Here is a 23,070-nt window from a genome sequence, read left to right on the forward strand (position 1 = left end):
CAATACGCCAGCCTTACACTCAACGTCCTTGTGCCGACACCGCATATTGCACGCGTTCAAAGTCCACACCGCGTTCGATGACCGATTCCAGACGGATCTTGCGGGTGCCCTGGCCATCCCACCATTCCACCAGCCGACCGGGGCGGAACCAGCCCACCGGCAAAAGCAGACTCGGGTTGGCTTTGAGGCTGGGCGCAGCGGGCAACCACAGGCATTCGGTCCAGCTGCGGCGGCCTGCGTTAACCATATCGACCGGGCGCACCGTGGCCGCTTGCGGCGAGCCAGGCAGCAATTTAACCCCGATGACGACCTGGCTTTCTTCTTGCTGCAACCAGCGAATCACGCCCACAAAATAGCGGCCACCCAGATTAACCGCCAGCAATTGCTGTAGCGAAATCCGGGCGCCTTCGGTCAAGACGCGGCTCAATTGCATACCGTTGGCCGATTCATTGCGCACTTGCCAGTTTTCGCCCAGCGCAGCCGGGGCTTCCGCCGTGGCCGTCGCGGCCGAGGCACTCTGACCAAACAAATGCAGCCGCATCAAATCTTGCGAATCCAGCGAGCTTTGTTCTTCCGGCAATTCAAAGCCACCGGCAGCGCCTGTAGCCTGGTGCTGGCGGCTGAGACCAAACACCACTTCGATCTGGCGCGATGACACATGCCGGGGCAGCGAGCGATCGGTCGGCTGCTCGCACCAGGTGCGGTACAGATCGACCAGCAAACCTTCGACCACGGTGCCGGCAAACTGCTCGCCCAGGCCCAGCTTGTCCGGGCTTTCACCGTTGCGCAGCAGTTTGATGCGGCGCGACAGCGCTTGCGCCAACTGATACGTGTCAATTTCGTAGATGGTCTCGCCCACCATGCGCGGTTCGGTACGGCGCGGCGGGGCCGGATCTTTGAAGTCGATTTGCAAAGCGCCACGGCCGGGCAGCGAGCGCGCTTCTTTTTCTAGCGGCGCACGTGGCGCCAGCGCAGGCAAACGTTCATCCAGCCACTGAATCTGGCGGGCAGTAAAGTGGAAGGGGCTGGCACCGGCCAGCAACAGGGCATGAATAAACACGCCTTGCGGCGTGGCGACGCCGGCGGCCTTCAGCAAACTGTCTTTGGCCGGTTTCTCGGCCACGCCGCGCGATTCGGCGATCTGGTAATAGCTGAACAGGGTCTGCCACAACTCTCGTGACACCGGCCGATAAGCCAGCAAGTGCTCGCGCACCAGCAAACACTGGTAGCGCATGCTGCGCTCGGTCAGCAACACCAGGTGTTCTTCTACCTCGGCCACCCCTTCGAGCGCGGCACGCCAGCAGCGCGCATAGCCTTCGGCCATGATGCTCCACAGGCTGAGGGCGGCGGTCCAGGCGGCCATTTCATCCTTGCCAAACGGCAGGGCGCGGCCCAGGTAGCGGTCGGCCAGCGTGTGGTGCACCAGGTGTACCGCTTCGCGGAACAGCTCGAGAATCTTGAGCGATTCATACGGTGCCACGGCACTGCGGCTCAGCTGGCCTATGGCTTCGACCAGTTCGGCTTGTGCCACCGGGGCGTTGATGAGGGGCAGCAGTTGCAACCATGCCTTGGCCGACCGGGCATCGCTGAACGGCGGTTGTTCCGTGCCCGAAAAGGGAGGTAACTGGTCAGTCTGGATCATGGGGCAAGTTGGCTCAGGCGTTGTTTCAGGCTTTCCAGCATGTCCGGGCTAACGTGGTCCATCGATTCGGCATGACGGGGAGCAGCCCAGATTGGATTTGGAAAATGTCTATCTGTCAGCCAGCGCGGTATCACGTGCCAATGTACGTGCGGCACCATATTGCCCAGGCTGGCCAGGTTTATTTTGTCGGGATTCAGGGTGTCCCGCAGGACGCCCTCTACAGCAAAGACCACGTGCATGATGCGGTCGCGCTCTGCGGCAGACAGATCGGTCATTTCGGCCACATGGCGGTTCAGGATGACCCGGCAAAAGCCCGGGTAGCCCGGTTCGTCCACCATGATTACGCGACACAGATCTTCACGCCATACGACCAGGTCGCCCTGATCATTGCACAAAGCACACCCTACATCCATCACGGTTCCCTTATGTTTGCGGCAGATTATAAACAAGGACGCGACATAAACAATCGGGGCATGATAACTGTCATGCCCCGAAAGGGATTGTAACTGACCGGAGGTCGAAAAGGTAGCAGGAACGGTAGCCAGAAAGGCTGATCTGCCTAGCCTTTCACGGCTTCTGCGTTGGATGACGAATGCTTACAAAAGCACGCGCTCTATGCCGCCATGGCGCGCCTTTTCGACGTACTCTGGCATCCAGTTTTCACCCAGAATGTGCTTGGCCATCTCCACAACGATATAGTCTGCGTCGGTGCCAGCGTCATCATCGTAGCGGTGCAAACCCTGCAGGCACGACGGGCACGAGGTCAGCACTTTAACGGGCACTTCCGAACCTGACTCTTCCCGTAATTTTGCAGCACCCTTTTCCATCTCTTCCTGTTTCCGGAAACGTACCTGGGTAGAGATTTGCGGCTTCGAAATCCCGAACGAACCCGATTCACCGCAGCAGCGATCGTTCAGATCCACTTTGCTGCCCATCAGCTGATTAGCCACTTCGATGCCCTTGTATTGCTTCATCGGGGTGTGGCACGGCTCGTGATACATGTAACGGGTACCGGTGACCCCTTCCAGTTTCAAGCCTTTTTCCAGCAGATATTCGTGGATATCGAGCAAACGGCAGCCCGGGAAAATCTGCTCAAACTGATATTTGAGCAACTGATCCATACATGTGCCGCACGACACGATCACCGTTTTGATATCAAGGTAATTCAGCGTATTGGCCACGCGGTGGAACAACACGCGGTTCTCAGTAGTGATCTTGTTGCCCTTGTCCTCATCGCCGACCGAGCTTTGCGGATAGCCGCAGCACAGATAACCGGGCGGCAACACCGTGGTGGTGCCCACATGCCAGAGCATGGCCTGGGTTGCCAGACCAACCTGGCTGAACAAGCGCTCCGAACCGCAACCGGGAAAGTAAAACACCGCTTCTTTTTCTTCCGCCGCCGGCAATTGCGGATTACGGATGACCGGCACAATGCTGGCGTCCTCGACATCCAGCAGTGCGCGCGCGGTTTTCTTGGGCAGCTTGCCCGGCATAGGCTTGTTAAAGAAGTGGATGGTCTGCGTGACCACATTCTTGGGGCCGGTGGTGGCGGGCGGCGCTTTCAGGCCCGGCTGGATCAGCCCGAGCGACTTCATCACCTTGTGGCCGAAGCGCTGGCCTTTCATGCCCCATTCTATGGTGGCCTTACGCATCAGCTTGATGGTTGCCGGGTCCTTGACGGTCAGGAAACCCATCGTCATGGCTGTCATCGGGTTGAATTTCTTCTGCCCTTCTTTCCGCAGAAAATTACGCATCGCCACCGACACATCGCCAAAGTCGATCTTGACCGGGCACGGATTCACGCAGCGATGGCATACCGTGCAATGGTCGGCCACGTCACCCAGCTCATCAAAGTGCTTGAGCGAAACGCCGCGCCGCGTCTGCTCTTCGTACAAGAAGGCTTCGGTTAACAAACCGGTGGCCAGAATCTTGTTACGCGGGCTGTACAACAAATTGGCGCGCGGCACGTGCGTGGTGCAGACCGGCTTGCACTTACCGCAACGCAGGCAGTCCTTGACCATATTGGAGATATCACCGATGCCCGATTGCTCGAGAATCAGCGATTCCGCCCCCAGCAGACTGAATGACGGCGTATAGGCATTGGTCAGATCGGCGCCCGGCAGCAACTTGCCTTTGTTGAAGTGGCCCTTCGGATCGACCTTGAGCTTGTAATCTTCAAACGGCTGCAGCTCGTCTTTGGTCAGGAATTCATATTTGGTAATGCCGATGCCGTGCTCGCCCGAGATCACCCCGTTCAGATCGCGCGCCACCTGCATGATGCGGGCCACGGCGCCGTGCGCGCGTTGCAGCATCTCGTAATTGTCGGAGTTGACCGGCAAGTTGGTGTGTACGTTGCCGTCGCCGGCGTGCATATGCAGCGCCACCCAGGTGCGGCCCTTCAGCACCGTGGCGTGCATGCGCTGCACCGCTTCCAGGATGGGGCGGTCAGTGGTGCCGCTGAACAAAGCCGCCAGCGGCGCTTCCACTTCGCGCTTGTAAGAGACGCGCAGCACATAGTCGCGCAGGCCGTGGTACACGCTTTGCGGCGCGTCTTCGGGCTTGATGACTTTTTCCAGCGGCGCACCGGGCCAGCTATCGATATAGCTTTCAAACGGCGCATCCAACCCGGTCAGCAGCCACTGCCAACGCGCTTGCACCGCCTCGATCTGCGCGATGGCAGTAGCGCGACGGTCGCCGATCAGTTCTTCGTGGCTGATATTGGCATCACCCACATCCACAGGCAGGCGGCCATGCTTGAAGAACGCACGCAGCGTTTCCAGCAGTTCCAGCTTGTTGTGGATGGAGAGTTCGATATTGATGCGCTCGATCGCGTCCGAGTATTCACCCAGGCGCGGCAGCGGGATGACCACGTCTTCATTGATTTTGAAAGCGTTGGTGTGTTTGGCGATGGCGGCAGTGCGCGCGCGGTCCAGCCAGAACTTTTTGCGCTGCTCGCTGGTGACGGCGATAAAGCCTTCGCCATCACGCCGGTTGGCCAGCACCACCACATGCGAGGCGGCCTCGCCGACCGCGTTTTCGTCGTCCGATACGATATCGGCAATCAAGACCATCTTGGGTCGACCGCGGCTCTTGGCCTTGGTGGCGTAACCAACGGCACGCACATAGCGCCAGTCCAGATGCTCCAGACCGGCCAGTTGCACCCCCGGCAGCGCGTCGATGTAATCCTTGATCTCCACGATGGCGGGCACAGCATTGCTGACTTCGCCAAAGAACTCCAGGCAAACGGTGCGCGTGTGCGCCGGCAAACGGTGCAGCACAAAGCGCGCCGAGGTGATGATGCCGTCGCACCCTTCTTTCTGGATGCCGGGCAAACCGGCCAGGAATTTGTCGGTAACGTCCTTGCCCAGGCCCACCTTGCGGAAACCGGCGCCAGGAATGCGCAGGGTTTCTTCGTTGATCAGCGTTTTGCCATCGGGCTTGAAGCGCGACACGCGGAAATTGGCTTCCGGGGCGTCATGAATCTTGCTCAGATTGTGGTCCAGCCGCTCGATAAACAACCAGTTGCCATCCGGATCCACCATCTTCCAGCTGACCAGGTTATCCAGCGCCGTACCCCACAACACCGCTTTCTTGCCGCCCGCGTTCATGGCGACATTGCCGCCGATACAGGATGCATCGGCCGAGGTCGGGTCCACCGCAAATACCAGGCCTTTGGCCTCAGCGGCTTCCATCACCCGGCGCGTCACCACACCGGCGCCGCAATGGATGGTGGCGACTTCGTGCTCCACCCCCGGAATCCGCATCATCTCGACGCCACGATGCAAATCCAGCTTCTCGGTATTGATTACGGCCGACATCGGCGTCAGCGGCACGGCGCCGCCGGTATAACCAGTACCACCGCCGCGCGGAATGATGGTCAGGCCCAGCTCGATACACGCGGCCACCAGCGGCGCCATTTCGTCTTCGGTATCGGGGTTGAGCACAACAAAGGGATATTCCACGCGCCAGTCGGTCGCATCCGTGACATGCGAAACGCGAGCCAGACCGTCAAACTGGATATTGTCGCGCCGGGTCAGGCCGTGCAGGCGCTTGAGCACGCGTTTGCGCAAAGCGGCGGTATCGCGAAAGCCTTGCTTGAAGGCGTCGACCGCGGTGCGGGCGCGCACCACCAGAATGCCGACGCGCTCATTGCCTGCGCGCCGCTTTTCCACCTCGTTGACGCGATGCTCCATGGCCTCGACCAGCATGGCCAGGCGCTTGGGATTATCCAGCAGGTCGTCTTCCAGATACGGGTTGCGCTTGACCGCCCAGATATCGCCCATCACTTCAAACAACATGCGCGCAGAGCGCCCGGTCACACGCTCACGGCGTAATTCTTCCAGCGTTTGCCACGCGTCTTCGCCTAACAGGCGAATCACGATTTCGCGATCAGAAAACGAGGTGTAGTTGTAGGGAATTTCGCGGAGACGTTCTTCAGGGTGGTGCGGCGTGACGGTGGCCATATCAGGCATATCGGGCATCTCGCTTGAGTACGCTGTGTCTGCTAAAGCAAAGATTTTATAGGAACAACGGTGCGCGCCAAAGTCCCATTTTTATTAGGGTTTTTAAAATGCTGCACTGCCGCGGGGCAAGCATGCACCACGCCCCTGCCCCAACCCGTTCCATCCACCCAGACTTACCGCCAGCTGTCTCTGCACTGCAACACATTACGACATGGGAAAGAGGTTTTTATGTCGGCGCAGTAACGGCGCTTTACGCTATGCGACGCCAGCGTCAAGGCTGGTCTACATACGGTAAAAACCAATGAAAACAAACTTGCTAATGGGCATGGCGGCGCTGATCGCCGCCTTGGGGAGCACGCCTGCGCAGGCCGCGGATGATGACACGGTCCTGCTGATCCAGCTCAGGGGGTCGCTGCTGGATGAACGTGATCATCCGCAAAACGAAGCGATAGGCTACGGCGACTTTGAACTACAGAATATCCAGACCAAAGATTGGTACTCGTCCAGAACGCAGACCAGCAACGGCAGTCTGTTCATGTTCCACGTCAAGCCCGGCATCTACTGCCTGCGCAGCGTGCGCCTGGCCCTCAACGTCAACGTCAGCTACTGCGGCGAGCCGTACTTTCGCGTGACCAGCGGCATCATCAACGACGCCGGTCGCTGGACCTTCGGTTTTTCCTGGCTCAGCGGACATTTCAGCATTCTCGACTCCATGCAGAACCTGGAAGAAGTCATGGACCGCGCCCAAACCGTCTGGCCCAAAGAACTGCCCCGCCACCCGGACGAAGAAACCGCAACGTAACCCACCCCGCTGCCCGTCTCAAAGCCACCGCCACCGCAACGCCAATCTCCCCTGACCGCAGTAAGTAGCGTGGCTTTGCTTTGGCTTTGCTTTGGCTTTGCTTTGGCTTTGGCTTTGGCTTTGGCTTTGCTTTGGCCTTGGCTTTGGCTTTGCTTTGGCTTTGCTTTGGCCTTGGCTTTGGCTTTGGCTTTGGCTTTGGCTTTGGCTTTGGCTTTGGCTTTGGCTTTGGCTTTGGCTTTGGCTTTGGCTTTGGCTTTGGCTTTGGCTTTGGCAACAGCGAAGCGCATTGCACGCATCACAACACCATGTCGAGGGCGCTCGAGTGCGGTTAGTTTGCGTACCGCCGGAGCGCAGCAACCGGAATGGCCAGGCGGGCCATGAGGATTGCGAGCACCGCCGGGACGCAAAATAACCGTGCTCCAGCGCCCTCCTCACACCTCACCCGGCGACGCGGTTGCGGCCTTCCGTCTTGGCTCTGTACAACATCCGGTCAGCCCGCTCCAGCAAGGCCTGAAAATCCATATGCGGCTCCACCGCCGCTACGCCCACGCTCACGGTAATGGCCATCCCGTCCTGCACCCGCGCCCAGCGATAACCCTCCACCAGCCGGCGCAGACGCTCGCCCACTTCCGATGCGCCCGCCGCGTCACGCCCCGGCAGCACAATGGTGAATTCCTCACCGCCGTAACGCGCCACGATATCGTCCTGGCGGCAGCCGGATTTAAGCAACGCAGCAATCTGGCGCAGCACTTTGTCGCCCACCGGATGGCCGTAATCGTCGTTGACGCGCTTGAAGTGATCCACGTCTATCATCAGCGCCGACAAAGGCTGGCTTTGTTCGCGCGCGCGTTTGAATAGATGCATGCCGGTCACTTCCAGCCCGCGCCGGTTGTGCACGGCGGTCAGATTGTCCTGGCTGGCCATGCGTTCGGCCCGGCGCAGTGCCTGGCGCTGCGTGGCCTGCGCTTTGCGCAGGTCGGCATTTTCGATGCGGGCTTTTTCGATCTGCAAACGCATCTCGATGGCTTGTAATTTGTGCGGCGATGCCTGCTTGAGGATTTCGACGCGCATCAGAGCAAATTTCTTGTAATGCTCCAGCGCTTCGCGATAGCCGCCCAGTGATTCGTACGCCATCGACAGCGCTTCTTCAATCTGGAAGGACAACTGTGGCGCGCTGATGGTCTGCGCTTGCAGCAAGGCGTCCTTGAGATGCGCCACCGCCACGCCGGACTCGTTGTGTTTGATCTTGAGTTTGCCCAGCGCCAGCAAATTGGACGATTCGCCCCACAGATTACCCAGCTTGCGGTTCAGTTCGATGGCCGCCAGCAAAGCGCTTTCGGCTTCTTCCAGCCGTTCGATTTCCAGCAACACTACGCCCAGCGCGCCAGCGGCTTCGGCTTCGTATTCGCGGTTGCCCATGCTGCGCGCGTGGCTGAGGCCAGCCTGCAGTTCGCTCAGCGCGTCGTCGTAGCGGCCCAGCTGGCACAAATCCAGGCCGGTATTGATCAGGATGGCCGCTTTCAGGTTCTCGTCATTCACCCGCTCCAGATGCTCCCGCGCTTTCTGGTGATGCATATAGGCGGCGTTGAATTCATCGTGCACGTAATGCACCTGGCCTATGCCGATCTGGGCGCGCACATAGGACTCATAGTCGTCAGTCACCACGGCTACATCAAGGCAACTGGCCCAGTACATCAGCGCCGTGTCGTAATCGGCCAAGGTGTAATAAGCGCGTGCGATTTCTTGCTGGCAATCAGCAATATGCAGCCGGAAACCATATTCCTCGCCCAGAAACAGGCTGTGGCGCATCAGCGCGATGGCTTCCTGGTAACCGCCCAGCAAGGTCAGTGCGCGGGCGTGGTTGAGCAAGCCTTCGACAAAACCATAGCGATAATCGATGGCAACGGCTTTGCGGCAGGCTTCTTCGGCCAGCGGCAAGGCATCAGCGCTCATGGCCCGGTACATGGCGCGCGCGCTCTGGTTGAGCGTATCGACTTCGGTGGGGGTGGGGGTGGTCTGGTCCATGCCGGCTGAAACTCGCTTTATGCTTTCAATATGCATCAGCTCTAATATGGATGCACCAGCGCGAATTACAACATCATCGTAAGCAACATGACAATAAGGCGTATGTTGTTACGGTACGGACGGCAGACAAACCAGGCTTGAACGGTGTTATTGCTGATTCAGGCGTAATTCCATGGTGGCGAGTTGCGGCGAAGCATAGGCCTGTTGCAGCAATTGGTTACGTAGGGTCTGGTAGGCCGTCTCATGCTGCACGGCGGCATCGTGGTCTTCGCAGCGGGCGTACAGCTCGGCCAGCGCGCGGTGCGCCTGCGCCAGCAAATGCTGCGATCCCATGGCCTCGGCCAGCGCCAGCGAGCGGCGCAACTCATCTTGCGCGCTCTCGTAATAGCCGCTGCCCATGCTGCTGCGGCCCAGCCAGAGCAAGCTGCTGGCTTCGCCCCAGGTATTGATATGCAGGCGGTTGATCTTGAGCGCCACCATCAGGCTCATGCGTGCGCGGTCCAGCTCGCCGCGTGCCAGATGAATCTGCCCGACCACGCTGTAAATCTCGGCTTCGTATTCCAGATTCTGGCCGGCACGCACCAGGGGCAGCGCCTGCTTGAGTGTGGCGTGCGATTCTTCAAATCGATTCAACCGCATCAGATCGACCGCGATATTGATCAGGCAGATGCTGACCAGATGCGGATCGTCCTGTGCCTCGGCCAGGTCCGCCGCGCGGCGGTGATGCGCCAGCGCGGTTTCGTATTGTTCGTGCGCAAACAGCAACTGCCCCAGGCCCACATGCGCGCGCGTGCGGAATTCCGGTGCGACGGCACTGTCCGGCAACTCCAGGCAAGCCAGCCAGCAATCGCTGGCGCGCTCGTACTGGCCTTGCGTGTAATACACGCGCGCCACCATTTGCAGGGCCGCGCCACGGGTGCAGCCGATATCATTTTTCTCGCCGATTTCCAGCGCGCCGATCAGATCATCCAGCGCTTCGCTACCCCGGCCAAACATATATAAAGCAGACGCGTGCACCACCAGCGCGGCCGCCTCGCCCTGCCGATAGCCGAGGGCGCGCGAGGCCTCGCGGGCCTGGTCAGCCAGCGCCAGCGCTTGCGCACTTTGCGAAGACGTAATTCGACGTGCCTGCGCCAGCAGGTCGTCGATTTCGGATTGATTCAAGGTGTGCCTTTCGGAATAGCGGGGAATGCGTCGTCTCAGAATAGAAGACGCTTACGATCAGAATTATCGTAATGCTGCCTTGAGCGGCCGTGGCGTGCAAGCCACGCCCAGCGGCCGCCCGCCCCGGCCTGAGTCCCCACAACGCCGGGCGCGGGTCTGTGCCTTGTGCGCTAGCTGGCGGCCACGATCTGCGCGCACTCGGCGGGCCCCAGTTTGCCCAGCTCTCCCAGCTTGTCGCGGCCGTGCCGCGTAAGTTGCTCAGCCACTTTTTGCGCGGCGTCGGCGGGGTCAACGCCGTAATCATCCAGCCGCGTCTTGACGCCCATGCGCTCGAAAAAGTCGGCAGTGGCGTTAATCGCCTGTTCCGCCACGCTGACGTCATCACCCTGCAGATTCCAGACGCGGCGCCCGTATTGCGCCAGCTTGGCCTGCTTGTCGGACAGGGTTGCGCGCAGCAAGGCGGGCAAGGTCACCGCCAGCGTCTGTGCATGGTCCATGCCGTACAGCGCGGTCAATTCATGGCCGATGGCATGCGTGGCCCAGTCTTGTGGCTGGCCCACGCCGACCAGGCCAAACAGCGCCTGGTTGGCGGCCCACATCACGTTGGCGCGCGCGGTTTCGTCGTCAGGCTGGGCCAGGGCTGTGGGGCCGACTTCGATCAGCGTTTGCAATATGCCCTCGGCCAGGCGGTCCTGCACTAGCGCACCCGCGGGATAGGTCAGATATTGCTCGGTGGTGTGGATAAACGCATCGACCACGCCATTGCCGATCTGCCGCGCGGGCAAGGTGGCGCTAAAGCCCGGATCCAGCACCGCAAAACGCGGAAACACCAGCGGATTCTTGAATGACATCTTGTCTTGCGTGGCGCGGCGGGTCACCACCGAAGCCAGGTTGCTTTCCGACCCCGTCGCCGGCAGTGTCAACACCGCGCCTAGCGGCAAGGCGGCCTCCAGCTTGATCCGGTTACCGACGATCAGCCAGGGGTCCAGCGCCGGATCAAGCGCGATTGCCGCGGCAATAAACTTGCCGCCATCGATGACCGAACCGCCGCCCGCCGCCACGATCCATGCCACGCCCTGTTCGCGCCCGAGTGTCACGGCCTTCATCAAGGTTTCAAATTCGGGATTGGGCTCGATACCGGCGAATTCGAGCACGGTGCAATCGCTGAGCGCGGCGCTGATCTGCTCATACGCGCCATTCTTTTTGATACTGCCACCGCCATACACCAGCAGGACCTTGCTGCCCGCCGGAATCTCATCGCGTAAGCGCGCGATCTGACCAGTGCCAAAGTGAATACGAGTGGGATTGTGGAAAGTAAACGGTTTCATGCGCGGCTCCTGAACGGAATCCCGCAATTGTACGCTGCTGCCCGCACGGCCAGCGTCAGCGTGTGCCATGCATGCGTTGTTGGATTACGCGACCAGGCGTTGTTCCAGCGCCTGCAGCCGGGCAAAGGTACCGGGGCGCACGATGCTGTTAAAGATTTCCTGATAGCGCCGGTGATGCAGTTCGGCCTGCGCCAGATCGCCCATGCGCGTCCAGGTTTGCGCCAGCAGGTGATGCGCCTGGAAAGTCTTGTGCGACACGCCCAGATCCGAGGCCAGATCGAGCGCTTGTTGCAGCACGCGCAAGGCCGCCGGTAGATCGCCAGACATCAGGTACCAGCGACCGCGTGCCAACATGCGCAGGTTCTGGCCCCAACGCCAGACGATATCAATATTGTCAGCCACATCCAGCCAATGCCCGGCGGTCACCAGGTCTTCGCATTCCAGCGCGGTGGTGGCCAGGTAGACCGCAATCTCGACCAGGTATTCGGAATGGCCGATCTCGCGCGCCAGCGGCAGGGCTTTTTCCAGTGCTTCAACCGCATCGACCAGGCGGATCATGCGCAGGCAATCGATGGCCACGTTGATCAAAACCCGGCAGCGCAGTTCGGCCGGAGCATGGGCCTGATCGGCCAGAATTTCGGCGCGGCGATGGTGGGCCAGTGCGGTATCGAAAGCGTCGTGGGCAAAATAGATCTGGCCCACGCCGATATGCGCATGAATGCGGGTGTTGGCGCTGAAGCCGACATTGCGCGGGTCAAGGCAATCGGCCCAGTTGTCGATGGCGTCGTCGTATTCACCAATCGTGTAATAGATGCTGGCCATCGCATGCATGATTTCGCCGCGTTCGGTTTCCAGATCGGAGGTTTCGGCGACGGTGAGCGCGCGCAACAGCACCATTTGCGCGTCGTGCAACTGGCCAAACGCCAGCTGCATATGCGAAAGCCGCAGCAAGGCGCGGACGGCGACCGTGGGTTCGGTCTCGGCATCGATCAACCCTGTCGCTTGCGTTGCCAGCCGGAGGGCCAGCACCGCGTCGTCATAGGTATGTCGTTCGCTTTCATCGATTAAGGCGTCGATGTGCGCGACCCCGGTCAGTTGCATGGTGTGTACTGCGCGCGTTTGCAATCAAAGGCGCCAGCCTGGCATGAAAGTGTCCGTCCTACAAGATTGGATGACGCGTAGCTGACCGCTAGATGGGCGACTTGACAAGCCGATTGCGGGCCAGGGCGCATAAATACTGTCATGTCTGTAGCGGGCTGGCGCGGTGTTGATGGCAGAAAAGCCACAGCGCGGATGCCACCCCGCCGTTGGTCACCTGGCTGGCTCCGCTGGCGATTTTGCCGTTCGTCGCGGGTGGTCGGTTGTCCTACAAAAGCGCACGGGCGGGTCTTACAACAGCCGCCGTGGCATCGACCATGATGTAAGTCAGCGCAGGCAATATTAATTGCGTTTGAAACGCCCTGCCCGTGCTCACGCTGACTGATAACAATCTTTCGAGGAGTAGCGTAATGAAGCTGGCAATTTATGCGGCCGTGGCGACGGCAGCCTGGGGTGCAGCAGGCATGGCGCCTGCGGCGGATAACGCGGTGTATGGCGGCTTTGGCACCACCGGCTTTGTGCTGGGCTACAACCGTGCGTTTTCGGAGCAATGGGGCGGCCGCATCGAGGCCGACGCCTTCCACTACAACCGCAGCTTTGACACCAGCAGCGCCAATTACGATGGCAAACTCGATTTCAGATCTGCCGCCGTGTTTGCCGATTTTTACCCGTGGCATAACGCCTGGCGTATCAGCGCGGGTTTCTTTGCAGGCAACAACGATGCCGAGGGCCAGGGCACGCCCAAGAACACCACGTATACGTCCAACGGCGTGACCTATAACCTGGATGGACAGCATCTTGATTTCAAAGCCGATCTGCCTTCGGTGCGACCCTATCTGGGCGTGGGCTACGGTAGCGCACGCCGCCCCAACGGCGGTCTGGGCTTCTTTGCTGATGTCGGCGTGGCTTATGGTCGGCCCGATGTCAGCCTGACCTCGTCGATCCCCTTGCCCAATGCCGATGCCCAGGCGCGGCTGGATGAAGAGCGTGACGAAATCCAGAACAAGGCCGACCAGCTGACATGGTTTCCGGTGGTCCGCGTCGGGCTCAGTTACGGCTTTTAAAACCGCGCTCTCCAGCAAGGCAAGGCTTGCCCCCGGCAGTGGGGCAGGCGCAAAATCGCGGCTGACTCGGGGTGCCCGCTATGGGCTGAGACATACCCGCATCACCTGATCCGGATCATGCCGGCGTAGGGAAGTCCACTGGCCTTCTTTTGCTGCGCGCCCGATCCGCTCCGGTCAGCACGCTAATTGCCCTCAAAAGGAGCCTTGCCTTGCCTACCCCGCTTAGCCTCGACCACGTCGCCCAACACCTCGCCCGCCTGCGCGCGCAATCCCCGCTGGTTCATCTGCTGACCAATGAAGTGGTGCAGGAAATCTCGGCCAATGTGCTGCTGGCCGTCGGCGCCGCGCCTGCCATGATCGTGGCCGAAGAAGAAGCTGCAGGCTTTGCGGCGATTGCCGGAGCCTTGCTGGTGAATGTGGGCACGCTGCATCCGCGCCAGTTGCGCGTCATCCATCTGGCGGTCGCCGCCGCCAACGCAGCGGGCGTACCGTGGACGCTGGATCCGGTGGCGGCAGGCGTATTGCCATATCGCACCGACGCGTGTCGCGAACTGATCCGGCTGCAACCGGCGGCCATCCGCGGGAATGCCTCCGAGATCATGGCGCTGGCGGGCTTTGGGGGCCAGGGTCGCGGCGTCGATAGCACGGCGGGCTCGGCCGATGCCGTCAGCGCAGCCGAACAACTGGCGCGCGATACGGGCGCCATTGTGGCCGTGACAGGCGAGACCGATTACATCACCGATGGCGAACGTACCTTGAGCGCGCCGTGGGGCCACCCGCTGATGACGCGCGTGGTCGGCACCGGTTGCGCCTTGTCTGGCCTGGTCGCCGCGTTTACCGCTGGCACAGCGGATCGCCTGCACGCCGTTGCCGCCGCCTGCGCCGTGGCGGGCTTGTGCGGCGCCAGCGCCACCGCCGCCAGCACCGGGCCCGGCTCGTTCAAACCGGCATTTCTGGATGCCTTGTACAACCTCGACCCCGCGCGCTTGCAGGAGCTGACCGCATGAAGCCACTGGATTTATCGCTGTACCTGGTGCTCGATCCCGATCTGTGTGGCGGGCATAACGGCATGCTGGATACCGCCCGCCTTGCCGCGCGCCACGGCGTCAGCGTCGTGCAATTGCGCGCCCCCGGCTGGAAAAAACGGCAGTGGCTGCAGACTGCGAGCGCGCTCAAAGCTTTGCTCGATCACGAAGGCGTGCCGCTGATCATCAATGATCATGTCGATATCGCGCTCGCCGTGGATGCCGCCGGCGTACATCTGGGCCAGGCCGATCTGCCTGCTGAAACCGCGCGCCGTTTGCTCGGGCCGGGCAAGATCATCGGGCTGTCCACCTCCAACGTGGCACATCTGGGCGGCGCACCACTAGATCTGATTGATTACATCGGCGTGGGCCCGGTTTACACCACCACCACCAAGCTGGATGCCGCGCCGGTGATCGGGCTGGACCAGTTTGCCGTGCTGATGGGGGCCAAACGCCTGCCCGCCGTCGCCATCGGCGGTATCAAAGCAGGCACCATCGCGCCCTTGATCAAAGCGGGCGCGGATGGCGTGGCGGTGGTCTCGGCGATTTGTGGCCAGACCGATATTCCGTTGGTCACGCGCGCGCTGGCTGATGAAATCGCCGGAGCGCGCGCATGAACGTCAACGCATTAACCATTGCGGGCTCCGATTCCGGCGGGGGCGCGGGCATCCAGGCCGATCTCAAGACGTTTTCCGCGCTGGGCGCTTATGGCATGAGCGCCATCACCGCGCTCACGGCGCAGAACACGCGGCGTGTCCAAAGCGTGCATGCGGTGCCGGCAGCGTTTGTGGCCGCGCAGATCGATGCCGTGTTCAGCGATATCCGCGTCGACAGCGTCAAACTGGGCATGCTGGCCAACAGCGAAATCATCGAAGCCGTGGCCGAGCGACTGGATTACGCCCGGCAAGAGCACGCGTTTTATCTGGTGCTCGACACCGTGATGATTGCCAAAGGCGGCCATGCTTTGCTGCACGCTGCTGCGGTAAGCGCCTTGCGCGAGCGCTTGTTGCCGCACGCCAGCCTGATCACGCCCAATTTGCCTGAGGCCGCCGCGCTACTCGGTTGCGATATCGCGCTGACTGAAACCGATATGCGCGAACAAGGCGAGGCGCTATTGGCGGCCGGGGCGCAGGCGGTGTTGATGAAGGGCGGCCATTTGCCGGCGGAACACAGCCCGGACTGGCTGATTACGCCGCAAGGCCAACAGCGTATCGCCCTTCCCCGCATCGCTACCCGCAACACGCATGGCACGGGTTGTACCTTGTCGGCGGCACTGGCCGCGCTGCGGCCCCGTCATGCAGACTGGGCCAGCACGCTGGTAGCCGCGCGCGCGTGGTTGCAGGCGGCGCTGGCCGCGGCAGACCGGCTGGAAGTGGGCCACGGCATCGGCCCGGTGCATCATTTTCATGCCTGGTGGTGACGGTCATGGCGGCGGCAGCGGGTCTGGGTGTGGACGCGGCGCATTGCCCCTTATGCGGCGCGCTCAATCAATGCGCCATCGCCGCGCAAACGGCCGCCAGTGATTGCTGGTGCATGCAAGCCGAGATCAACCCGGCGGCACTGGCCGCCCTCCCCCAAGCCGCGCTTGAGCGGGCCTGTCTCTGCCCGCGTTGCGCTGCCGGTGTGCAGGCGGCTACAGCGCCTTCAGCATAAACAGGCTAAGCGGATCCGCCTTGTAGCCGGTAAACGGGGTACAGGCTTCGTAACCGGCGCGCTGATACAGTCCGATCGCTTCCGGCTGATGCACGCCGGTTTCCAGATAAACGCAACGCACGCCGTGCCCGCGCGCCTGGCGTTCCAGAAAGCGCAACATGGCGCTCCCCACGCCGTGCCCGCGCCAGGCCGGTTGCACAAACATGCGCTTGAGTTCGCCATGCCCCGGCGTCAGCAAAATGCCGCCACAGCCAATTGCCTCACCGCTGGGCGTGCGCGCCACGGCAAAGGCCACATCGGCATAGGTCAGACGGCTGATGTCGGTGGCGTGTGTGCTGTCGGCGGGGTATAGCGGCGTCTGATAGGCATCCAGCGCGCTGATCAGGCGCACCACATCAGGCTGTGCGGGCGTCTCCAGCTGGATTTCAAAGTGCAGCACGGCCCAGGCCTCCACCACGTCACGCCGCAAAATACAGGGCTGGATCAATCGGGATCACTTCGACCCGGATCTGCCCATCCACCGCATTCAGCCCTGGGCGCAGACGCTCTACCAACAAGGCGGTGAGGGTTTCACCCACGCGCTGTTTGTTCTCCGGCGCGTGGCTGGCCATCATTGCCACCACCAGATGCACAAAGCCATATTGCGATTGCCCGTCGCCCACCCGGTATTCCGTGGCCAGTTGCGCACGGGTTTTAATGTCATGGGTCTTGAAGATGCCAAGGCCGATCAGCGCATCGTGGATGTCTTTGAGCAGCAGCGGCACCTGCAGATGTGTGCCGATATTTTCGGTGTAATGCAGCGTGACATTGGGCATTGCAAACGGACTCCGTGTTTGGGTAAGGCACGCTCAAGGCGTGGTGGCGATCACGACGCGGTCGCGACCGCCGCTTTTGGCGGCGTACAGCGCATGATCGGCGGCAGCAATCAACAATTGCGCGGTGTGGCCGTGTTGCGGAAAGAAAGACAAGCCTATCGAGACGCTGACTTTGCCCAGGGGTTGTTGCTGGAACACCGGGCGCAACAAGCCCATTTCGCTACGGATGGCTTCGGCGCGCTGCTCGGCCACCGGCTGATCGATTTCGGGCATCAGGATCATGAATTCCTCACCGCCCCAGCGCGACACCACATCGCCTTCGCGCACGGTGGCCAACAGCGTGCGCGCCACGTTCTGCAGCAGATAATCGCCAGCGTCGTGGCCAAAGTTGTCGTTAAAGCGTTTGAAGTGATCCAGATCCATCATCAGCACGGCAAAACGGCCGCCGCCGCGCCGCGCGCGTGCCAGTTCCAGCTCGAATTGTTCGTCCAGATAACGCCGGTTGAACAAACCGGTGAGCGGATCGCGCAGCGACAGATTTTGCAGCCGCTGGCGCAAATTGATGTTGGCCAGCGCCAGCGCCACCTGTTCTGAGAACGAGAGCATGATTTGCTGCGCCCGTGCCAGATTGCCATCGCCATCAATAAACGGCTCGGAGCGGCGCAAGTTAAGCAGGCCCACGTTCTGGCCTTGCGCGTACAGCGGAATACACAAGCTGTAGCGTTGTTCTTCCAGATGCAGATGTTTGCAGATCAGATTGGCTTGCAAATCGGCCAGCGGATGCAGGCGCCCCTGGCGCATGGCCCAGCAATCTTCGTGGCGCAACGCCACTTCGCTTTCCTCATCGCGCCCGCCCCACGAGCCTATGCGTTGCAGCAAGCCCCCGTTGCGCTCAGCCAGATACAGGCATCCGGCATCAGCCCCGATAAAGCGGCCAGAGAAGGTGGCCAGCACGCCCATGGCCTCGGTCAGCTCCATGCAGCTTTGCAGCAACTCGCTCATTTCGTTCAGCAGACCAATCTCTTCGGTCTGGCGTTTGAGCGAGCCCACCAGGGTTTGCAATTGCGTATTCACCACCTGCAACTGGCCTTCCGCCGATTGCCGCTCGGTCACTTGCAGTTCCAGGTTGCTGTTGACCTTGATCAGTTCGCGATTCAGCAAGCGGATGCTTTCTTCGTTTTCCTGGCGCTCGGTGATGTCGCGCAACATGCCGACAAACTGGCGGTCGCCCGACAGACGTAGCTCGCTGATGGCAATTTCGACCGGGATTTGCGCGCCATCATGGCGTACGCCGTTTACCACCTTGCCGTGATCAATCGGAAACACCGCGCCGGGGCGATGGTCGTCGACGTCTTCTTTAAACAGATCGGGCATCAGCGCATGGATACTGCGGCCGAGCATCTCCACGCCAGGGTAGCCAAAGATGTGCGTCGCGGCCGGATTGGCGCTGAGAATTTCGCCCTGGCTATTCAGCGTGATGATGCCGTCGACCGTGCTATCCAGAATCGCACGCAGCCAGGTTTCTTGTTCTTGCAGCGCCATGGCCGTTTGCTGTTGCTCGGCAATGCTGTTTTCCAGTTCACGATTGGCATGCGCCAGTTCGGCGGTGCGTTCCTGCACCCGGTATTCCAGGCCAGCGGTCAGCTCAGCCAGCTCATTGGCAATGCGCTCGCGGTCAGTAATATCCGTGATCACGCCCAGCATGCCGATCACTTCGCCATGCTCATCGTGGATGGGGCCGCTGGAAACAATCGCGTAGAGCGGCGTGCCATCGGTACGGCGAAAGCGGAAGTCATGCCGCTCCACCACACCCGACAAACGCCGTGCCATATTGCGCTGGGCCAGGGTTTGCTCGCTGGCATCCATAAAATCAAATAGATGCCGACCGCGCATGGCTTCTTCGGTGGTGCCGAGCATCTCGGCCATGGTGCGATTGACGAAGGTGGTGTAGCCCTCGTTATCCAGCGTCCAGATGCCCTCGACGGCGGTTTCGACCAGCTGGCGATAACGGCGCTCGCTCACTTCCAGGGTTTCGGCCGTGGCTTTGGTGAGCGCAATCTGGCGTTGCAGTTCGGCGTTGGTTTCGGCCAGCTCATCGCGGCTGGGCAGCGCCAGCAAGCGTGGAATCATCGGCCACAGCATGATGGCGGTGGCGCCCGAAATAATCGCCGTCACCAGCTTGGCGTAGCCTTCCAGCCAGTAAGAGAAATTCCAGATGTCCCAGATGGCCAGCGCGTGGGTAATGCCGCAGGCGCAGATAAATGCGCCAAACATGGCGGCCAGCGGCTTGTAACCAAAATCGCGGCGGCGGCGGATGTAATACCAAAGCCCGAAGGCAATCGCAAAATATGAAACGGCAATGACGCCGTCGGCCGCCACCATCATCCACAGCAGGGTGGGCGTCCACAAAAAGCAATGTCCATGCGGCATAAAGCCGGGTGTGTTCAGCCACTCCCTCAGCATGTCCAGCATGGGAGGCTCCTCGCCGTGTGCAGGTTCTCGTACGTTGAATCAGCCGCTGCTGATCTGTTCTTGGGTAATCGTTGCCATTCTCAAGATAAAAACAATCGTTTGCAACAGGCTGATTGATTTAGTAAGAGTTGGTTTAGCGCGCAAATCCATGCCGAATGCGGGCTGGAACCGATGTTTTTACACGCGTACAAGATAAACGGCGTAAAAAAGCCGCCGGAAAACGCCGGCGGCTGTGGGTTTGCGGTCGATTCAGCTTGTAGCTGACGCGGCCTGCGGCGCGATGCTCAGCCGCCGAAGAAATCCTTCACCTTGTCCATAAAGGACTTGGCACGCGGATTATGTTTATCCGGTGCGCCCTGGCTGATTTCTTCAAATTCGCGCAGCAGTTCTTTCTGGCGGCCGGTGAGGTTCACCGGCGTTTCCAGCGCCACATGGCACATCAGATCGCCATGCACCGAGCTGCGCACGCCCTTGATGCCTTTGCCGCGCAGACGGAACACCTGGCCGGACTGCGTCCCCGCCGGAATGGTGATGCGCGCCTTGCCGTCCAGCGTGGGGATTTCGATTTCGCCACCGAGTGCCGCCGCGGTAATGCTGATCGGCATTTCGCAATGCAGATCGTTGCCTTCGCGCTCAAACACATTGTGCTGGCGGATGTGGATCACCACGTACAGGTCGCCGTGCGGGCCGCCATTGACGCCAGCCTCACCCTCGCCCGACAAGCGTATGCGATCGCCCTCGTCCACCCCGGCCGGAATCTTCACCGCCAATGTCTTGTTGGTCTGCACGCGGCCGCTGCCGTGGCAGGTACGGCACGGGTCCGGAATGTACTTGCCGCTGCCGTGGCAGGTGGGGCAGGTTTGCTGGATCGAGAAGAAGCCTTGCGATACGCGCACCTGACCTTGACCCGCACACGTGTGGCAAGTCTTGGCTTCAGTGCCGGGCTTGGCACCGGTGCCATGACATGTGCCGCATTCGTCATGTGACGGAATCTTGATCTGACGCTCAACGCCACGCGCCGCTTCTTCAAGCGTGATTTCCATGTTGTAGCGCAGATCGGCGCCACGATAGACATTGTTGCGACCGCCACGGCCGCCGCCTTGCTGGCCGCCGAAGATATCGCCAAAGATGTCGGAGAAAGCATCGGCAAAGCCGCCAAAGCCCGCGCCGCCCGCGCCCATACCGGCTTGCGGATCAACGCCGGCGTGGCCGTACTGGTCATAAGCCTGACGCTTTTGCGGGTCAGACAGAATCTCGTAGGCTTCTTTGACTTCTTTGAACTTCTCTTCGGATTCTTTGTTATCGGGGTTGCGATCGGGGTGGTACTTCATCGCCAGCTTGCGGAAAGCCTTCTTGATGTCGTCATCCGAAGCGTCCCGATTTACGCCCAGCGCTTCGTAGAAATCTTTCTTTGCCATTCTTGGGTCTCGCTTAAACGAAAGGCACGGCCACCATTAAATGGCGCCGTGCCTTGCTACAGGGCCGGAACGCCCGCTTACTTGTTGTCTTTGACTTCCGTGAATTCGGCGTCGACTACATTGCCGTCTTCCTTGGCGCCACCGGCTTGCGCACCGGCCGCACCCGCGCCTGCTGCGCCTGCCGCCGCACCGGCGTCACCGCCTTGTGCTGCGTACATTTGCTCGGCCAGTTTGTGGCTGGCTTGCATCAGCGCGTTGGACTTGGCTTCGATCGCATCCTTGTCGTCGCTGCCCAGTACTTCTTCCAGTTCTTTCAGGGCTGCTTCGATGCTGGTTTTTTCTTCAGCCGAAACCTTGTCGCCGTAGTCGGTCAGCGATTTCTTGACCTGATGCACCAGACCTTCGGCGCTGTTACGTGCGTCGATCAGTTCGCGTGCTTTCTTGTCTTCTTCGGCGTGCGCTTCAGCGTCCTTCACCATGCGCTGGATTTCGTCTTCCGACAGACCCGAGTTCGCCTTGATGGTGATCTTGTTCTCTTTGCCGGTGGCCTTGTCCTTGGCGCTCACGTGCAGAATGCCGTTGGCATCGATGTCAAACACCACCTCGATCTGCGGCGTGCCACGCGGCGCAGCCGGAATGCCTTCCAGGTTGAACTGACCCAGGCTCTTGTTGGCGCTGGCCAGCTCACGCTCACCTTGCAGCACGTGGATGGTGACGGCGCTCTGGTTGTCGTCCGCGGTCGAGAACACTTGCGATGCCTTGGTCGGAATCGTGGTGTTTTTCTGGATCAGCTTGGTCATCACGCTACCCAGGGTTTCGATACCCAGGCTCAGCGGCGACACATCCAGCAGCAACACGTCTTTACGATCGCCCGACAGCACGGCGCCCTGAATGGCAGCACCTACGGCCACGGCTTCATCCGGGTTCACGTCACGACGCGGGTCTTTGCCAAAGAACTCTTTGACGCGTTCCAGCACCTTCGGCATACGGGTCTGGCCGCCGACCATGATCACGTCATCGATGTCGGTGACTTTCAGGCCAGCGTCTTTCAGTGCTACGCGGCACGGCTCGATCGAACGCTCGATCAGTTCGTCGACCAGGCTTTCGAACTTGGCGCGGGTGATTTTCAGCGTCAAGTGTTTCGGGCCGGTGGCATCCATCGTCACGTACGGCAGGTTTACTTCGGTCTGCGCGCTGCTAGACAGTTCGATCTTGGCCTTTTCCGCAGCTTCTTTCAGACGCTGCAGCGCCATCACGTCTTGCTTCAGATTGATGCCGGTGTCTTTCTGGAATTCGGCAATGATGTAATCGATGATGCGTTGGTCAAAGTCTTCACCGCCCAGGAAGGTATCGCCGTTGGTGGCCAGCACTTCAAACTGCTTGTCGCCATCCACATCGGCAATTTCGATAATCGAAATATCGAACGTACCGCCGCCCAGGTCATACACGGCAATCTTGCGATCGCCCTTTTCGTTCTTGTCCAGACCAAACGCCAGTGCGGCGGCAGTCGGCTCGTTAATGATGCGCTTGACGTCCAGACCGGCAATACGGCCCGCGTCTTTGGTGGCCTGGCGTTGGCTGTCGTTAAAGTAAGCCGGTACGGTAATCACGGCTTCGGTCACTTCTTCGCCCAGATAATCTTCGGCGGTCTGCTTCATCTTGCGCAGCACGTCGGCCGAGATTTGCGGCGGGGCCATCTTGCGGCCGTGCACTTCTACCCATGCATCGCCGTTGTCGGCTTTGACGATGGAGTAAGGCATCAGGTCGATGTCTTTCTGAACTTCTTTTTCTTCAAACTTGCGGCCGATCAGGCGCTTTACCGCGTACAGCGTATTGCGCGGGTTGGTCACCGCCTGGCGCTTGGCCGGGGCACCCACCAGGGTGTCGTCGTTATCCAGATAAGCAATGATCGACGGGGTGGTGCGAGCGCCTTCCGAGTTTTCAATCACCTTGGGTTGGCCGTTCTCGATCACAGCCACGCACGAGTTGGTCGTGCCCAAGTCAATACCAATCATTTTTGCCATAGTAATCAATCCTCTAACTATTGTTGCGCGGCAGAGCGAACACGCTCTACACGCTACTTGTTCAATAACCCTGGTGA

Annotated in this window: 19 protein-coding genes and 1 riboswitch; of the genes, 7 read left to right on the forward strand and 12 right to left on the reverse strand. The window is 60.5% G+C overall.

What is annotated here, in order from left to right; genetic code table 11:
* Positions 1-19 precede the first annotated feature (19 nt).
* The 3 genes from ACYQ1A_RS09450 to ACYQ1A_RS09460 all read right to left on the reverse strand — a co-directional run bounded on the left by ACYQ1A_RS09450 (position 20) and on the right by ACYQ1A_RS09460 (position 6,105).
* Complete coding sequence (locus ACYQ1A_RS09450; RefSeq protein WP_499361832.1) at positions 20-1,642, reverse strand: cyclic-di-GMP receptor FimW-related protein; 1,623 nt, start codon at positions 1,640-1,642, stop codon at positions 20-22.
* Positions 1,639-2,055: an HIT family protein gene (locus tag ACYQ1A_RS09455; RefSeq protein ID WP_499361833.1), complete on the reverse strand. Its 417-nt coding sequence runs from the start codon at positions 2,053-2,055 to the stop codon at positions 1,639-1,641. The genes ACYQ1A_RS09450 and ACYQ1A_RS09455 overlap by 4 nt, the downstream gene beginning before the upstream one ends.
* A 183-nt stretch (positions 2,056-2,238) precedes the next feature.
* Entirely contained in the window at positions 2,239-6,105 is a 3,867-nt protein-coding gene (locus ACYQ1A_RS09460; RefSeq protein WP_499361904.1) for a DUF3683 domain-containing protein, read from the reverse strand.
* A 301-nt stretch (positions 6,106-6,406) separates the two neighbouring features.
* On the opposite strand from ACYQ1A_RS09460, the gene ACYQ1A_RS09465 reads away from it, so the two are divergent.
* Both ACYQ1A_RS09465 and ACYQ1A_RS09470 read left to right on the forward strand, forming a co-directional pair.
* Complete coding sequence (locus tag ACYQ1A_RS09465) at positions 6,407-6,907, forward strand: hypothetical protein (RefSeq protein ID WP_062224207.1); 501 nt, start codon at positions 6,407-6,409, stop codon at positions 6,905-6,907.
* An 80-nt stretch (positions 6,908-6,987) separates the two neighbouring features.
* Positions 6,988-7,239 carry a hypothetical protein gene (locus tag ACYQ1A_RS09470; protein WP_499361834.1) on the forward strand — a complete coding sequence of 84 codons (252 nt, stop codon included), beginning with the start codon at positions 6,988-6,990 and terminating at the stop codon, positions 7,237-7,239.
* Between the two features lie 106 nt (positions 7,240-7,345).
* Here the strand turns inward: ACYQ1A_RS09470 and ACYQ1A_RS09475 are convergent, their stop codons facing one another.
* The 4 genes from ACYQ1A_RS09475 to ACYQ1A_RS09490 all read right to left on the reverse strand — a co-directional run bounded on the left by ACYQ1A_RS09475 (position 7,346) and on the right by ACYQ1A_RS09490 (position 12,525).
* Complete coding sequence (locus tag ACYQ1A_RS09475; RefSeq protein WP_499361835.1) at positions 7,346-8,932, reverse strand: tetratricopeptide repeat-containing diguanylate cyclase; 1,587 nt, start codon at positions 8,930-8,932, stop codon at positions 7,346-7,348.
* Between the two features lie 147 nt (positions 8,933-9,079).
* Positions 9,080-10,096 carry a tetratricopeptide repeat protein gene (locus ACYQ1A_RS09480; protein WP_499361836.1) on the reverse strand — a complete coding sequence of 339 codons (1,017 nt, stop codon included), beginning with the start codon at positions 10,094-10,096 and terminating at the stop codon, positions 9,080-9,082.
* 170 nt (positions 10,097-10,266) lie between these two features.
* Positions 10,267-11,424 carry an iron-containing alcohol dehydrogenase gene (locus ACYQ1A_RS09485; RefSeq protein ID WP_499361837.1) on the reverse strand — a complete coding sequence of 386 codons (1,158 nt, stop codon included), beginning with the start codon at positions 11,422-11,424 and terminating at the stop codon, positions 10,267-10,269.
* 84 nt (positions 11,425-11,508) lie between these two features.
* Complete coding sequence (locus ACYQ1A_RS09490) at positions 11,509-12,525, reverse strand: tetratricopeptide repeat protein (protein ID WP_499361838.1); 1,017 nt, start codon at positions 12,523-12,525, stop codon at positions 11,509-11,511.
* 407 nt (positions 12,526-12,932) lie between these two features.
* On the opposite strand from ACYQ1A_RS09490, the gene ACYQ1A_RS09495 reads away from it, so the two are divergent.
* The 5 genes from ACYQ1A_RS09495 (at position 12,933) to ACYQ1A_RS09515 (ending at position 16,264) form a co-directional block, all read left to right on the forward strand.
* Positions 12,933-13,586 carry a hypothetical protein gene (locus tag ACYQ1A_RS09495; RefSeq protein WP_499361839.1) on the forward strand — a complete coding sequence of 218 codons (654 nt, stop codon included), beginning with the start codon at positions 12,933-12,935 and terminating at the stop codon, positions 13,584-13,586.
* 57 nt (positions 13,587-13,643) lie between these two features.
* A riboswitch (TPP riboswitch) is annotated at positions 13,644-13,735 on the forward strand.
* Positions 13,736-13,795: 60 nt separating this feature from the next.
* Complete coding sequence (gene thiM / locus ACYQ1A_RS09500) at positions 13,796-14,593, forward strand: hydroxyethylthiazole kinase (protein WP_499361840.1); 798 nt, start codon at positions 13,796-13,798, stop codon at positions 14,591-14,593.
* Positions 14,590-15,228, forward strand: coding sequence for a thiamine phosphate synthase (gene thiE, locus ACYQ1A_RS09505; RefSeq protein ID WP_062225874.1), 639 nt, complete (start codon positions 14,590-14,592; stop codon positions 15,226-15,228). Before thiM ends, thiE begins: the two co-directional genes overlap by 4 nt.
* Positions 15,225-16,031 carry a bifunctional hydroxymethylpyrimidine kinase/phosphomethylpyrimidine kinase gene (gene thiD / locus ACYQ1A_RS09510; RefSeq protein WP_499361841.1) on the forward strand — a complete coding sequence of 269 codons (807 nt, stop codon included), beginning with the start codon at positions 15,225-15,227 and terminating at the stop codon, positions 16,029-16,031. The genes thiE and thiD overlap by 4 nt, the downstream gene beginning before the upstream one ends.
* A gap of 5 nt (positions 16,032-16,036) precedes the next feature.
* Complete coding sequence (locus ACYQ1A_RS09515) at positions 16,037-16,264, forward strand: cysteine-rich CWC family protein (protein ID WP_499361842.1); 228 nt, start codon at positions 16,037-16,039, stop codon at positions 16,262-16,264.
* Here the strand turns inward: ACYQ1A_RS09515 and ACYQ1A_RS09520 are convergent.
* The 5 genes from ACYQ1A_RS09520 to dnaK all read right to left on the reverse strand — a co-directional run bounded on the left by ACYQ1A_RS09520 (position 16,245) and on the right by dnaK (position 22,993).
* The gene (locus tag ACYQ1A_RS09520) at positions 16,245-16,703 is read right to left on the reverse strand and encodes a GNAT family N-acetyltransferase (protein WP_499361843.1); all 459 of its coding nucleotides are present in this window, start codon (positions 16,701-16,703) and stop codon (positions 16,245-16,247) included. The genes ACYQ1A_RS09515 and ACYQ1A_RS09520 overlap by 20 nt on opposite strands.
* 19 nt (positions 16,704-16,722) lie before the next feature.
* Positions 16,723-17,079 carry a 5-carboxymethyl-2-hydroxymuconate Delta-isomerase gene (locus tag ACYQ1A_RS09525; RefSeq protein WP_499361844.1) on the reverse strand — a complete coding sequence of 119 codons (357 nt, stop codon included), beginning with the start codon at positions 17,077-17,079 and terminating at the stop codon, positions 16,723-16,725.
* A 33-nt stretch (positions 17,080-17,112) separates the two neighbouring features.
* A complete protein-coding gene (locus tag ACYQ1A_RS09530; protein ID WP_499361845.1) occupies positions 17,113-19,551 on the reverse strand; it encodes a sensor domain-containing diguanylate cyclase in 2,439 nt (812 codons plus the stop codon).
* Positions 19,552-19,835: 284 nt separating this feature from the next.
* Positions 19,836-20,969 (reverse strand): molecular chaperone DnaJ, encoded by a 1,134-nt coding sequence (gene dnaJ, locus ACYQ1A_RS09535; protein ID WP_062225117.1) that lies wholly within the window; start codon positions 20,967-20,969, stop codon positions 19,836-19,838.
* Between the two features lie 77 nt (positions 20,970-21,046).
* Positions 21,047-22,993 (reverse strand): molecular chaperone DnaK, encoded by a 1,947-nt coding sequence (gene dnaK, locus ACYQ1A_RS09540; RefSeq protein ID WP_499361846.1) that lies wholly within the window; start codon positions 22,991-22,993, stop codon positions 21,047-21,049.
* Positions 22,994-23,070: the final 77 nt, after the last annotated feature.

The organism is Silvimonas sp. JCM 19000, from assembly GCF_054652575.1.